General features: G+C 67.6%; 16 protein-coding genes. 7 read left to right on the top strand and 9 right to left on the bottom strand.

The window, feature by feature from the left end:
* Positions 1 to 126 precede the first annotated feature (126 nt).
* Together CYL12_RS02585 and CYL12_RS02580 are read right to left on the bottom strand one after the other, a co-directional pair.
* Entirely contained in the window at positions 127 to 1,260 is a 1,134-nt protein-coding gene (locus CYL12_RS02585) for a sensor histidine kinase (RefSeq protein ID WP_101845269.1), read from the bottom strand.
* Complete coding sequence (locus CYL12_RS02580) at positions 1,260 to 1,937, bottom strand: response regulator transcription factor (protein WP_101845267.1); 678 nt, start codon at positions 1,935 to 1,937, stop codon at positions 1,260 to 1,262. The genes CYL12_RS02585 and CYL12_RS02580 overlap by 1 nt, the downstream gene beginning before the upstream one ends.
* A 170-nt stretch (positions 1,938 to 2,107) precedes the next feature.
* Here CYL12_RS02580 and CYL12_RS02575 point away from each other — a divergent pair, with 170 nt between their 5' ends.
* The 7 genes from CYL12_RS02575 to CYL12_RS02545 all read left to right on the top strand — a co-directional run bounded on the left by CYL12_RS02575 (position 2,108) and on the right by CYL12_RS02545 (position 8,645).
* Entirely contained in the window at positions 2,108 to 2,611 is a 504-nt protein-coding gene (locus CYL12_RS02575) for a hypothetical protein (protein WP_101845265.1), read from the top strand.
* Between the two features lie 2 nt (positions 2,612 to 2,613).
* Positions 2,614 to 3,705, top strand: a complete 1,092-nt coding sequence (locus CYL12_RS02570) for an efflux RND transporter periplasmic adaptor subunit (RefSeq protein WP_101845263.1) — start codon at positions 2,614 to 2,616, stop codon at positions 3,703 to 3,705.
* Positions 3,702 to 4,406, top strand: a complete 705-nt coding sequence (locus tag CYL12_RS02565; RefSeq protein ID WP_101845261.1) for an ABC transporter ATP-binding protein — start codon at positions 3,702 to 3,704, stop codon at positions 4,404 to 4,406. The genes CYL12_RS02570 and CYL12_RS02565 overlap by 4 nt, the downstream gene beginning before the upstream one ends.
* A complete protein-coding gene (locus tag CYL12_RS02560; RefSeq protein ID WP_101845259.1) occupies positions 4,403 to 5,587 on the top strand; it encodes an ABC transporter permease in 1,185 nt (394 codons plus the stop codon). Before CYL12_RS02565 ends, CYL12_RS02560 begins: the two co-directional genes overlap by 4 nt.
* Positions 5,588 to 5,633: 46 nt before the next feature.
* Positions 5,634 to 6,911 carry a DUF418 domain-containing protein gene (locus CYL12_RS02555; RefSeq protein ID WP_101845257.1) on the top strand — a complete coding sequence of 426 codons (1,278 nt, stop codon included), beginning with the start codon at positions 5,634 to 5,636 and terminating at the stop codon, positions 6,909 to 6,911.
* A gap of 245 nt (positions 6,912 to 7,156) precedes the next feature.
* A complete protein-coding gene (locus CYL12_RS02550; protein ID WP_101845254.1) occupies positions 7,157 to 8,362 on the top strand; it encodes a DUF3500 domain-containing protein in 1,206 nt (401 codons plus the stop codon).
* A 103-nt stretch (positions 8,363 to 8,465) separates the two neighbouring features.
* Positions 8,466 to 8,645 (top strand): hypothetical protein, encoded by a 180-nt coding sequence (locus CYL12_RS02545; protein ID WP_101845252.1) that lies wholly within the window; start codon positions 8,466 to 8,468, stop codon positions 8,643 to 8,645.
* A 61-nt stretch (positions 8,646 to 8,706) separates the two neighbouring features.
* Here the strand turns inward: CYL12_RS02545 and CYL12_RS02540 are convergent, their stop codons facing one another.
* From CYL12_RS02540 to CYL12_RS02510, 7 genes are all read right to left on the bottom strand, one after another.
* Positions 8,707 to 8,964 carry a hypothetical protein gene (locus CYL12_RS02540; protein WP_233486818.1) on the bottom strand — a complete coding sequence of 86 codons (258 nt, stop codon included), beginning with the start codon at positions 8,962 to 8,964 and terminating at the stop codon, positions 8,707 to 8,709.
* A 138-nt stretch (positions 8,965 to 9,102) separates the two neighbouring features.
* Positions 9,103 to 9,792, bottom strand: coding sequence for an SDR family oxidoreductase (locus CYL12_RS02535; RefSeq protein ID WP_101845248.1), 690 nt, complete (start codon positions 9,790 to 9,792; stop codon positions 9,103 to 9,105).
* Between the two features lies 1 nt (position 9,793).
* Positions 9,794 to 10,174 (bottom strand): ribosome silencing factor, encoded by a 381-nt coding sequence (gene rsfS / locus CYL12_RS02530; RefSeq protein ID WP_101845246.1) that lies wholly within the window; start codon positions 10,172 to 10,174, stop codon positions 9,794 to 9,796.
* Positions 10,174 to 11,229, bottom strand: coding sequence for a hypothetical protein (locus tag CYL12_RS02525; RefSeq protein WP_101845244.1), 1,056 nt, complete (start codon positions 11,227 to 11,229; stop codon positions 10,174 to 10,176). Before CYL12_RS02525 ends, rsfS begins: the two co-directional genes overlap by 1 nt.
* Positions 11,226 to 11,828 carry a nicotinate-nucleotide adenylyltransferase gene (gene nadD, locus CYL12_RS02520; RefSeq protein WP_029989831.1) on the bottom strand — a complete coding sequence of 201 codons (603 nt, stop codon included), beginning with the start codon at positions 11,826 to 11,828 and terminating at the stop codon, positions 11,226 to 11,228. Before nadD ends, CYL12_RS02525 begins: the two co-directional genes overlap by 4 nt.
* A 6-nt stretch (positions 11,829 to 11,834) precedes the next feature.
* Positions 11,835 to 12,056: a hypothetical protein gene (locus tag CYL12_RS02515; RefSeq protein WP_101845242.1), complete on the bottom strand. Its 222-nt coding sequence runs from the start codon at positions 12,054 to 12,056 to the stop codon at positions 11,835 to 11,837.
* Positions 12,057 to 12,122: 66 nt separating this feature from the next.
* On the bottom strand, positions 12,123 to 13,376 hold the full coding sequence (locus tag CYL12_RS02510) for a glutamate-5-semialdehyde dehydrogenase (protein WP_101845240.1): 1,254 nt from the start codon (positions 13,374 to 13,376) through the stop codon (positions 12,123 to 12,125).
* Positions 13,377 to 13,380 lie beyond the last annotated feature (4 nt).

Genomic DNA, 13,380 nt, shown 5'->3' with positions numbered 1-13,380 from the left:
TTCGCCGGGGGTTTTCGTGTTTCTTGAGCCCGTGGCATCCCGCGAGATCCGGCCGTCACGCCGCATCAGGTTCTTCTTGCCCTAACTGCCTGCCCCGCGCGCGAGCCTGCGTTCACCCCGCCGCGATCAGATCGTATGGCCGGCTGCGCGGAAGGAGACCGTCGCGATCAGGCCGCCTCCCGGACGGGGTTCCAGCGCGAGCGATGCGCCCTGTGCCCTGGCGATCGATTCGACGATCGCGAGTCCGAGCCCATGGCCTTCCTGCGACGAGCGGTCGGGGCGGTACAGCGGCTCGGAGAGCCTGCTCACCTCATCGAGGGTGAGGACCGCGCCGGTGTTCTCGATGCGGATCGTGCTCTGGCCCTCGGCCTCGCGAGTGGTGATCTCGATGACCGCACGGTCATCGTTGTGCCGCAGGGCGTTCTGGACCAGATTGTGCACGAGCAGTCTCGCGAGGACGGCATCCGCCCGGGTGGGCGCGGCGCGCAGATCCATCGTCGTCGGCCTCGAACCGGGGATGGTTTCCTGAGCCACCTCATGGACGAGATCAGCGAGGTCGATGTCGTCCGACGACGGCGCCGGCCGCTCGAGCTCGGTCAGCGCGAGCAGAGCCTGCACGAGTTCGATATTGCGATCGTTGTTGGACTTGAGCTGCTGGACGAGTCGCGTCGGTTCGGTGGCTTCGGGGTATGCGGATGCCACGTCCAGCAGTGTCTTCGCAGTCGTCAACGGCGTGCGGAGTTCGTGAGCCACGTTCGCGGTGAAGCGCTCGTGGGCGTGAAAGGCGTGTTCCAGCCGGTCGAGCGTGCGATCGAAGGTGTCGGCGAGGTCGCGGATCTCGTCACGAGGACCGGTCAGCGCGATCCGGTGGCTGAGGGTGCCTTCGCCGGCTTTGCGCGCGGCCTCCCCGACGTGTGACAGCGGCGCGAGCATCCGTCCCGCGATGAACCACCCGAATGCGGCCGCGACCGCCGACAGCAGCAGGAGGATGGCGATCCCCGCCCACAGGACCGTGTCGAGAAGACTCGAGACATCGGTGATGTTGATGCCGCCCTCGCCTCCCCCGCCATCCGAGGTCGTCTCGCCGACCACGGAGGTTTCCGAGGGATCGATCGGCGTGATGAGGTAGCTGGGAACGTAGCGGAGGAACGCGTACAGCAGGGTCATCACCAGGAGCCCGGCTCCGAGTGCGGTCGCCCCGAACGCGATGGCGAGCTGGACACGGTAGGGCAGCCTCTGGCGGACGCGGCGGAGAGGCATCAGGAGATCTCGTCGGCCTGGTCGATGATCCGGTACCCGCTCCCTGGGATCGTCTCGATCACCCAGGGCTCACCGAGTTTCTTGCGCAGGGAGCTGATGGTCACCCTGATCGTGTTCGTGAACGGATTGGCGTTCTCGTCCCATGCCTTGTCGAGGAGTTGCTCAGCGCTGACGACACCGCCGTCCGCACGAAGCAGGACTTCCAGGACCGCCTGCTCTTTGCGGGTGAGCCTGATGCTGGCACCTTGACGTCGAACCGTGCGACGGAAGAGGTCGAGCTCGACACCGCTCCGAGAGAGCACCGGCGGGATGGCTGCAGTCGGTCGACGACCGAGCGCGCGCAGCCGGACGACCAACTCGGAGAACTCGAACGGCTTCGGCAGGTAATCGTCCGCACCGAGCTCGAAACCCGACACACGCTGGGTCAGGGTGGCCGCCGCCGTGAGCATGAGTATCGGCGGCGAGTCGGGCAGAGCCGCGAGACGCGCGCACACCTCGTCGCCATGCACCCCGGGGATGTCGCGGTCGAGAACCAGAGCGTCGTACGGAGTCACCTCCACGGCGTGCAGAGCATCAGTCCCGTCGGTGACCAGATCGACCGCGAAGCCTTCCAGACTCAGTCCGTGCCGTACCGCTTCCCCGAGCGCAGAGTCGTCCTCGACCAACAGAACTCGCACACTGCCTCCCCTCCTGTGAGTGTCCCGTTACCCAGCCGGAACAGTCACGGTGATTCCCCCAGTGCATCACATCGACCGTAAAGAACACGTAAAAGTCCGGCTTACACGACCGCAACGTCCCCTTCGCTGCAATCGAGACATCTCGATTCACTGACTGAGGAGGTCATCTCATGTTCACCCGTTTCTCGACACGCCGCATTCGAGCCGGAGTCCTCGCGGGCGTCGGAGTCGCGATGCTCGCGGCCCTAGCCGCCTGCTCGTCCCCGAGTGCGAGCTCCACTGCGCAGCCTTCAGAATCGACAGGGCAGGCCGAGTCCGAGGCCTCGTCACCCGACAAGGCGTTCCAAGAATGGCAGCTGAAGTTCGCCGAGTGCCTGCGCGGCGAGGGCATCGACCAGTCCGACCCGAGCGAGGACGGGTCCGTCGACCTCAACCTCGGCGATGAGGAGGCATACACCGCCGCGGCGGAGACCTGCGAGAAGAAGCTGGGCCCGCCCCCCGCCGCGACGGGCGACACCGGACAGGCCGTGCAGGAACAGCAGCTGAAGAGTGCGCAGTGCCTCCGGGACGAGGGATACGACGTCGAAGACCCGAAGCCGGGCGAGGCGTTCGGGGTTCCCGCCGACGCGAGCGAAGAGGCGATCGAGAAGTGCCTCACCACCGAAGGACAGTGAGCATGACCGCTCTCGACAACAGCTCCCACGGCAACCCGTCTCGTCGCCGTACCACCGTGATCATCGCCGTCGTCCTGGCATCCGCTCTGGCCTGCGGAGCCGGCTTCGTCTGGTGGAACGCTTCTCAGGCCTCCACGCCCTCGACGGCCGCCGCCGCTCCGCAGACCACACCGGTGACCTCGAGCCCGCTGTCGTCTTCGATACGGACGCCCGGAACGATCGGCTTCGGCGGATCACGCGATCTGACGGCAGGGGTCGATGGGGCGCTGACGGCGCTTCCCGCTCCGGACACGGTCGTGAGCGCGGGACGAGAGCTCTACCGCGTGGCGAACGCCCCGGTGGTCCTCTTCCGGGGCGCGTTGCCAGCCTGGCGCGACTTCTCCCGAGGGATGTCCGACGGTCCGGACGTCCGGCAGCTGGAGCAGAACCTCACCGACATGGGATTCGGCCGGAACCTGACCGTCGACGAGCGGTTCACCGCCGTCACCGAGATGAATCTCAAGGCCTGGCAGAAGTCCGTAGGGCTTCCGCAGGACGGCATCGTCCCGCTCGGCCGGATCGTTTTCTCCGCCACCGACGTCCGCGTCGGCGCTCACAAGGCGACGGTCGGCGACCATGTCACGCCCGGTACGCCGATCTACACCCGGAGCAGTCCCGATCCGGTCCTCACCGCGCAGCTCCCGGTGTCGCAACAGGGGGCGGTGGCGGTGGGGGCGAAGGTCGAGATCGCTCTGCCAGGCGGGGGCACGAGTACCGGCACCGTCTCGACGGTGGGACGCGCGGTCGAGAAGGACGTCGAGGGGAAGAAACAGCTCCTCATTCCCCTCACGGTGAAGCCGGACGATCCCGCTGCCGTCGCCGCGCTCGCTCCACTGACAGCGCAATTGACCATCACGACCCCCGGTGAAGAGGACGTGCTCCAGGTCCCGGTAGGCGCCCTCCTGGCGATCAAGCCGGGCGCCTTCGCCGTCGAGGTCTACAGCGGCGGCAAGACGCGGACCGTTCCCGTCTCGACCGGCCGTTTCGCGAACGGCATGGTCGAGGTCACCGACGGAAAGCTCTCCGCGGGCGACGATGTGGTGGTGCCGGGATGACGACGGTCATCGAGCTCGAAGACATCACCCGCAGCTACGGAAGTCCCCCGGTACAGGCTCTCCGCGGCGTCTCCCTGCGCATCGACGATGGCGAGTTCGTCGCGATCGTCGGGCCCAGCGGATCGGGAAAGTCGACGTTGCTGAACATCCTGGGATCCCTCGATCTGCCGACGAGCGGCACCGCGTCGATCGAGGGGCGTGACATCGCCGGCCTGAGCGACGACGAGCTCGCCGGGTTGCGCGCGCATCGAATCGGGTTCGTGTTCCAGCAGTTCCATCTCGCGGAGGGTCGCTCCGCGCGGGAGAACGTCGCCGACGGCCTGCTGTACCAGGGCGTCCCGGAGCGCGAGCGTCTGTCGCGAGCGACCGCGGCGCTGATCGATGTGGAGCTGGGGCACCGCCTCGACAACAAGCCTCATCAGCTCTCCGGAGGTGAGCGGCAGCGGGTCGCCATCGCGCGTGCACTGGTCGCGCAACCCACCCTGCTCCTCGCCGACGAGCCGACGGGAAATCTGGATACCCGCACTGGGATCGGCATCGTCCAGCTCCTCCACCGCCTGAATACCGGTGGCACCACGATCGTCGTGATCACGCACGACGACGCCCTCGCGCAGCAGCTCCCCCGACGGGTGCGCATCCGCGACGGACTCCTCACGGAGGACACGCGCGGCACAGATCGGAAAGGTCAGGACTCCGCATGAACGAACGTTCCTCGCTTCGCTGGCGAGATGTCGTCGCCCTCGGCTACAGCGGACTGCGATCCCGCCCCACCCGCGTGATCCTCTCCGCGCTCGGCATCGCGATCGGCATCGCGGCGATGATCGCGGTCGTCGGACTCTCCACCTCCGGTCAGGCGCGGTTGAACGCCGAGTTCGAACGCCTGGGAACCAACCTCCTCACGGTCAGCGCAGGCAAGGACATCGCCGGCAAAGAAGCAGAGCTGCCGCAGACAGCGGCAGCGTCGATCAAACGGCTTCCGGGCGTGACCGATGTCGCGCAGCTCAGCACTGTGAAGGACACGCCCGTCTACCGAAACGAGCACATCGACCCGGCCAACACCGGCGGCCTCTCGGTGGCGACCGCCAGTGAGGACCTCTTGCAGACGGTCGGCGGACGCATCAGATCGGGAGGGTGGTTGAACGAGGCCTCCGGCGCATACCCCGCAGCCGTCCTCGGCGCGGACGCCGCACAGCGCCTCGGAATCACCACGCCGGGGACGCAGGTGCTCATCGGAGGCGAGTATCACACCGTGATCGGCATTCTGGAGCCTGTCGTCCTCGCTCCTGAGCTCGACAGCCTCGTGCTGATCGGCCCGCAGAATGCACGGACCCTCTTCGACCACGAGGCGATTCCGAGCACGATCTTCGAGCGTTCGGCGGACGAGAACGTCGACCGCGTCCGTGACCTTCTGCCGTCGGCGGCGAATCCGGAAAACCCCGGGCAGGTCGCTGTCAGCCGTCCCTCAGACGCCCTCGCCGCCAAGCAAGCCACGGATCAGGCTTTCACGGGCCTCCTCGTCGGGCTCGGCTCCGTCGCGCTGCTCGTGGGCGGGATCGGTGTGGCGAACACGATGATCATCTCGGTCCTGGAGCGACGCCGAGAGATCGGGCTCCGGCGAGCACTCGGCGCCACCCGCGCACACATCCGGGTGCAGTTCGTCACCGAGGCGCTCATCCTCTCCTTCCTCGGCGGGGTAGCCGGCTCCGTGATCGGCCTCGGGGTCACGGCGGTGTTCGCCGTCGCCAACGGCTGGCTGCTCTCCATCCCTCCCGTCGTCTTCGTCGCCGCCATCGGCGCGACGCTCGTCATCGGGGCGATCGCCGGCTTGTACCCGGCGATCCGCGCAGCACGGCTCCCCCCGACGATCGCCCTCACCGGGTGACGCGGTCGCCCCGCACCCCTCGCTCTCGGCCCCAAAGGAGATAACAGTGACAACCATCCCCGCCGCGCACGACACCGCAACCGTTACCGCGAACGACGGGCGCCACCGTTCGTTGGACATTCTGCGCGGCATCGCCATCCTCGGCACGCTCGGAACGAACATCTTCCTGTTCGTGGACGTCGACATCGGCACGAGCTTCGCCGCCACCCTTCTCAGCGGGCTGACGAACGGGAAGTTCCTCGGCCTCTTGACGATCATGTTCGGGATCGGTCTCGCCATCCAGCAGGACGCCGCCTTGCGCCGACACCGACGGTGGCCGCTCGTGTACATCTGGCGGGGCGTCCTGCTCCTGCTCGACGGCGTGCTGCACTACATCCTGCTGTTCCAATGGGATGTCCTGATGGCGTACGCCGTGACGGGTCTCGTCGTCGCGTACATCCTGTCGACCTCGCGGGGCGTGCAGCGGGTGGTGCTGGGCGTCGCGCTGACCGTGCACTTGGTCCTCCTCACCTTGCCGGTCCTGGGCATCTCCGTTCCCCTCCCGGGCGGGGTCGCACTCGCCACAGGCGAGTGGGCCCCTTCGACCACACCCGCGGGGGAGACAGAGGACACCGGAGTGCTTCGCAGCATCACAGAGCCGGTCGGAGAGAGTGCGGAGCTGGAAACCTGGTGGTCCGGCGTCGTCGCGCGGGTCACCGATTTCTGGGACTACCGCGGTGAGGCCGTCTTCATCCTGCCCATGGGGATCGCTCTGTTCCTCATCGGCGCCATGTTGCTTCGCGCCGGCGTCCTGGAGCCGCGAGGGCGCAGAATCCGAACGATGCTCATGATCGTCGGCTTCGTTGCAGCGGCGTACGAGCTGGCAGTGCTGCTCGTGCCGGAAGTGGTTCCCCATCCGCCCGGGAACTTCGGCCGCTACTTCGTCGCCACAGCTATCAGCTTCGGCATCCTCGCCGTCGTGGTCATGTTCTACCAGAGGCGCCGGATCGGCTGGGCCGGCACACGGCTGGAAGATGTGGGCAGGATGGCCTTGACCTGTTATGTCGGCCAGAACATCGTCGCCACCTTCTTCTTCTCCGACTGGGCGCTGAATCTCGATCGCCTCATCCCGGACAGCTGGGAGATCGGAAAGGTCGTCGCCTGCTACGCGATCGTCGCCACGATCGTCGTGGTGTTCGCGAGTCTGTGGCGGCGTCGATTCGCCCGCGGTCCTCTCGAATGGTCGTGGAATGCCGGTTATCGGTTGCTCAGCAGGCTCACGCCGAGCTGGAACGCACCGGTGGCGGTCGTCCCGACGAAGCCAGCGCATACAGAAGCCGTCTGAGGCGGCCCCCGGTGAGAACGCGGGAGGGAGCCCCGACCCTCCCCGCATGCGAATGCCTGAGTCCCCACTCAGACCCTGGAGCTCGTACATGATGCGGGAATCGGTCGGCTGGTTGTGCTCACACCTCCACGCTCCCCCGTGCGGATGAAGACCCGGTCATCCGAGAACACGAAAACGGCGCATCTCATAGGAAGGGCATCGAAGGCGCAAAGAGTCCGCATCGGCCGTCTCCCTAGCTTGATGCCATGAACACGACAACCTCTCCCGCAACGAAACGCCTCGCCTGGCTCTCCGGCCTCGTCCTCGCGGGCGGCCTCGTCTTGAGCGGCTGCGCGGCAGCCACGACCGCCGAACCGACGACCTCCGCGTCATCGTCCGCCGCGACCTCAACCGCCGCGTCGACAGACGCCGGATCGACCGCGGAGACGATCGCCGACACGTCCGCCGCCGCCGAGGCTTTCCTCGCCACGCTGACCGACGAGCAGCGGGAGGCCCTGCTGTACGACTTCGACGACGAGACGAAGACGACATCCTGGTCGAACTTCCCGGTGACCTTCGTGCAGAGAGCCGGTCTGAACCTCGCCGACCTGACGGAGGAGCAGCGGACCGCGGCCCTTTCCGTGATGGAGGCGCTGCTCAGCGACGAGGCCTACACGACCGTCACCGGGATCATGGGGGGAGACGAGTACCTCGCCGAGAACAGCAGCAGCACCGAGGATTCCCTCGGGCAGTACTACATCGCCTTCTTCGGCGATCCGACGGCGACCGACAGCGCCTTCGAGGTGCAGTTCGGGGGGCACCACCTCGGTATCAACGCCACGCTGGACGGCGACGCCGACGCGATCACGTTCGCTCCCACGCACCTCGGCGTCCAGCCCGCCGTCTACACGAACGAGCACGGCGAGGAGGTGCAGCCGTTCGACGGGATCTACACGGACGCCTTCGCGTTCTTCGACAGCCTCACCGCCGACCAGCAGGCCACGTTGACCTCCGGCGACGTGAGCATGTGCGCACCGGGCGACACGTGCGATTTCGCCAGCGGAGCCGGGCTGTCCGGGGCCGACCTCTCCGACGAGCAGCGAGACCTGCTGCTCCAGCTCATCGCGAACTGGGCCGGGATGAGCGACGAGGAGACCACGGCCGCCGCACTGGCCGAGATCGAGGAGACGCTGGACGACACCGTCATCGCCTGGTCCGGGGCGACGACGTACGACATGAGCACCGGGAACGGCATCGACTTCTCGATCTCCGGCCCGAAGGTGTACGTCGCCTTCCAGGCGCAGCAGGGCTCCGCGGGCGCCGACGTCGAGGGGGTGACGACATCGGGCTGGGGGCACGTGCACACCATCTACCGCGATCCGACCAATGACTATGCGAACAGCGTCAGACAGCAGGCCGGGTCCGGCATGAGCGGCGGCCCGGGAGGCGGCGGCACACCTCCCGCCTCTTGAAATCGAAGCGGCCTCCGTAGCCGCCCCCGCCACCGCTCGTCAACGGTCTCCCCCGCGTGCGCGTGCCCGCGTAGACAGAGTGCATCCGATGAAAGGAGACGACATGTCCAACACGACTCCCCCGATCCCGCCCCTCCCGCCGATCGCGGACGGAGATGGAGACGCAGAAGAGGTCCCCACGCGTGAAGTCGACGGCGAAGAGGTGCTCGACGAGGACGCGGACGACGCCCAGATCGATAGCGCCGACGCCGACCGCGCGGCGGTCGTCGGCGACGACGACTGAGCCGGACGTGAGAAAGGGCACCGCCTCGACGGAGGGGTGCCCTTTCTCACACTCGTGCGGCTCAGGTGGCCAGCAGCGGCGGACGGTGCGGGATCGCGATCGGCCGCGTCGCGCGGCTCGCCCCCTGCATCCGTTCGACCTCCTCCAGGACCTCGAACGCGGTTCCGTAGCGGATCGCGAGCGGAAGGTCGCGCAGCCACGTCACCTCGACCTCGGTGTCGGCGAGCTCGTACACGCAGGCGACGACATGACGCGGGTCATTCTGGGGATAGCGCAGGTCGTTGATCACCCACTCCGACGGCGTGATGCGGTGAAGCACGAAACGGGGATCAGGAACTTCTGACATCGGTCGGCCCTCCAGGACTCTCTGGAGACGAGCCTCCGATACCCCGCCGGGGAAGGGAAGGGCCTTGACACCCGTGCGAGGAGATGCAGGAGAATGGTGTGATCGGCGTGATCAGCCCTGAGGCCGCACGGTGAGATCCGTGAGATGCGCATCCCTCGGCAGATCGATCGCGGTGATGATCGTCGTCGCCACCGCTTCCGGCGTGATGAACCGCGTAGCGTCGTACTCCTGCCCCTCCTGCCGGTGCACACGCTCCTGCATGGGCGTCGCCGTGCGTCCCGGATAGACCGAGGTCACGCGAAGGCCGTGCTCGCCCTCCTCCTGCCGGAGCGCGTCCGCGAGCGCCTTCAGACCGTGCTTCGAAGCCGCGTAGGCCGACCACCCCGGGCTGGCTCGCAACCCTGCGCCGGAGTTCACGAAGACGACGTGCCCCCGCGAGACGCGGAGGACGGGAAGCAGGAGGCGCGTGAGCTCCGCCGGAGCGACGAGGTTGACCGCGAGCTGCTGTTCCCAGAGCGCCGGGGTGAGCTCCCCCACCGTTCCGAGGTCGACGACACCGGCCGCGTGCACCAGGGAGTCGATGCGATCGGGCAGACTCTGCTTCGAGAGCGCCCAGGAGAGACGACCGGGCTGCGCGAGGTCGCCGACGAGCGCCGAGACACCGGGCAGCTCCTCGGCGATCTGCCGCGCCCGTCCCGCATCCCGCGCGAGCACCACGACGTTGTCGCCGCGCTCCACGAGCCGGCGGGCCAGAACGGCGCCGATGCCGGAGCCCGCACCGGTCAGCAGGTGCGTCGCCATGTCAGCGGTTGTCGGCCGAGGTCTCGGCGACTTCGAGCGGGATCACCGGGCAGTCCTTCCACAGGCGCTCGAGCCCGTAGTAGACCCGCTCCTCCTGGTGGAAGACGTGCACGATGAGGTCACCGAAGTCCAGCAGGACCCACCGCGCTTCGGCGCGGCCCTCTCGACGCACCCGCTTGTGCCCGGACTCGACGAGACGATCTTCGATCTCGTCGGCGATGGCGGCGACGTTCCGCTCGCTGTTCCCGGTGACGAGAAGGAAGATGTCGACGAGCGGGAGCGGCTCGGAGACGTTCAGCGCGACGAGGTCTTCACCGCCCTTGGCCACGGCGGCTTCGGCGGCGATGCGCAGCATCTCTTCGGCGGTTTCGGGTGATTGCATCAGAAGACGTTTCCTGTGAAGGCGATGACCAGGGCCGTGCCCAGGCCGAGCGCGAGGGCGCCGGCGACGATCGCGGCGATCAGCATCAGCCGATTGCCCTTCTCGGGAGCCGGCGGCCGGATCACCTCACCGGCAGGCTTGATGGTGCTCACCGCGGAACTCGCGGCGATCGGGGTGGGCGAAGACGCGGGAGGAAGCTCTCCGTCGATGAGGACGGCGTCGACATCCTTCCCATCCGTGGTGCCGTGGGCGTGCCCCTGGGACCCCAGCCCCTTCGGCAGCTCGTACGAACCCGTCACGAGGATCTCCCCCGTGGATGCGACCGGCCCCGACAGCGAGCCTTCGCCGGGTGACGGCGTGAAGATCAGCGCGTTGGGCGCCGAGTGCTGGGTCCCACCGGAGTCGTTCGAGGTCAGCAGCTCGTCGAAAGAAGGCCGGAACGGCGTCGGCTCGGCGGGAGTGTCCTCCTGCAGCACTCCCTTGCCGAACGTCGGGCTGACCGTCGGGCGCTCTCCCGGCTCCACGTCGTCATCCGCGTCCTCATCGAGCAGTTCCTCAGCGGTCGGCTCATCGTCGGACACACCGAGGACAGCCGAGAGGTCCTCGTGTCCGGACTCCGCCTGCATGGCCTGGTCTTCGACGAGCGGCATGTCGCCGGCATTCTCGGCGACGTCGGCCGCGCGGACCGGCTCCGCGGTGACCTCGTCGTCGACGACGTCGTCCTTGGTCGTCGCTGCGTTCTCCGCCGGCTCGGTCGCGTCGGACGTCTCCGGCTGCTCGGCGTCCACGGCCGGAACCGCGGCGGTCCTGATCTTCTCCTGCTCCCGCACCTGACGCCTGGTCAACGGCGTGGCGCTCGGATCTGCCGACGTGTCGACGATCGGGGTGGGAGGAACGACGACGGGCTCGGCGGCGCGCGGTAGCGGCTGGGCGGTGGACGCTGCCTTCGCGGCGGCGCTCGCTTCTTCTTCACTGATGATCGGGGTCGATCCCGTCAACCGGATCTCCCGCAGCTGCTTCCGCGTCAGCGGACCTCGCTGATCCGATGTGCTCATGCCTTGCTCCGATACAGATGATGCTTCGCGATGTACTGGACGACCCCATCGGGGACGAGGTACCAGACCGGTTGATCGTCACGGACGCGCTCACGGCAATCCGTCGACGAGATCGACAACGCCGGCACCTCGAGCTGGCTGACGTCGTCGCTCGGGAGGCCGTCGATGCTCAGGACGTGTCCTGGGCGGGAGACCGCGACGAAGTGGGCCAGCTCCCACAACTCATCATGGTCTCTCCAACTGAGAATTTGCGCCACGGCGTCGGCGCCGCTGATGAAGAACAGCTCGGCGTCCGGGCGCTGCGCCTTGAGATCACGGAGGGTGTCGATCGTGTACGTGGGTCCTGCACGGTCGATGTCGACCCGACTCACGGTGAACTGCGGGTTGGAGGCCGTCGCGATCACGGTCATCAGATAGCGGTGTTCGCTGGGCGTCACGTCGGCTTTCTGCCATGGCCGCCCCGTCGGGACGAACACCACCTCGTCGAGATCGAACGAGTGCGCGACCTCGCTGGCGGCGACCAGATGGCCGTGATGGATCGGATCGAAGGTTCCGCCCATCACGCCGATGCGCGGTGCGCGCGTGGTCGCGGTGCTCATGAGGGCCTAGTGGCCGTGTCCCGCCTCGTGGTCCTTACCGTGCTTGGCCGCCCAGGCCTCCGCCTTCGCCGAGTGACGGTTCGCGACGTTCTTGTACGACAGCGTCACGAGTCCGAGCGCGGCGAACACGATCGCGGCGATGACTCCGAAGATCAGGGTGTCGAGAGCCACGTTGCCGTGGTGCTCGGTCTCTGCGGCGGCCATCGCGATCTGTGCGACGAGGTTCATCCTGACTCCGTTCGTGGCGTGCTGTCTCGGGGGTCCTGTGGGATACAGCGTCCCCCAGTCTAGTCCTCAGCCGCGCGTCTGACCTGCCCCACGCGCGAGCCATTTGGTACTGGTCAGCTCCGAGAGCCCCATCGGACCGCGTGTGTGCAGCTTCTGGGTCGAGATCCCGACCTCGGCGCCGAACCCGAACTCGGCGCCGTCGGTGAATCGCGTGGACGCATTCGCCATGACGACCGCCGAGTCGACCTCGTTCAGGAACCGCTCCGCGTTCCGGGAGTCGGTGGTGACGATGGACTCCGTGTGGCCCGTGCTGTAGCGGCGGATGTGGTCGAGAGCGTCGTCGATGGAGTCGACGACCTTCATGGCGACATCGAGGCTCAGGTACTCCGTCGCCCAGTCCTCCTCCGTCGCCGGGATGATGTTGGCGACGAGTCCGGCCACCACGTCGTCGCCGTGGATCGCCACCCCTTCGCTCATGAGGGCGCTCGCGACCAGCGGGATGAGGCGCGGAGCGGCCTGTCGGTGGACGAGAACCGTCTCGACCGCGTTGCACACGCTCGGACGCTGCACCTTGGCGTTCACGACGATGTCGCAGGCCCAGTCGTCCGGGGCACTCTCGTCGAGCAGGATGTGCACGTTGCCCGCCCCCGTCTCGATGACGGGCACGGTCGACTCGGTCACCACCGTCTCGATGAGTCCGGCGCTGCCGCGGGGCACGAGCACATCGATGAGACCACGGCCGTGCATGAGCGCCTTCGCCCCGTCGCGCCCGAAGTCATCCACGGTCTGGATCGCCTCAGGCGTCACGCCGGCCCCGCCGAGGGCGGAGCGCATGACGTCGACGAGGATGGTGTTGGAATCACGCGCCGCACTTCCCCCGCGCAGGACGACCGCGTTACCGGAGCGTAGAGCGAGGGCGGCGATGTCGACCGTGACGTTGGGACGCGCCTCGTAGATCGCCCCGACGACGCCGAAGGGGACGCGCACCTGCTCGAGAGCCACGCCGTTCGGCATGCGGTGGCCGCCGACCACACGACCCACCGGATCCGGCAGCGCCGCGACATCGCGGACGGCTGCGGCCAGAGCGGAGACGCGCTTCTCATCGAGACGGAGCCGGTCGATGAGCGATTCGCCGATGCCGTCCTCACGTCCGCGCACGACATCCCGCTCGTTCGCCTCGATGATCCGAGCAGCATTCGCCTCGAGTGCGACGGCGATCGCTTCCAGCGCCCGCGCCTTGTCATCGCTCGTGAGGGCCGCGGTCGCTCGAGAGGCCTCCTTGGCTCGCTCCAAGCGCGTCTGAGGGGTGAGGTCGGTCATCCGT

This window comes from Zhihengliuella sp. ISTPL4 (genome assembly GCF_002848265.1).
Lineage (GTDB): Bacteria > Actinomycetota > Actinomycetes > Actinomycetales > Microbacteriaceae > Microbacterium.
Note: the sequence above shows the minus strand (reverse complement) of the source record. Positions and strands in the feature narration are given on the sequence as shown.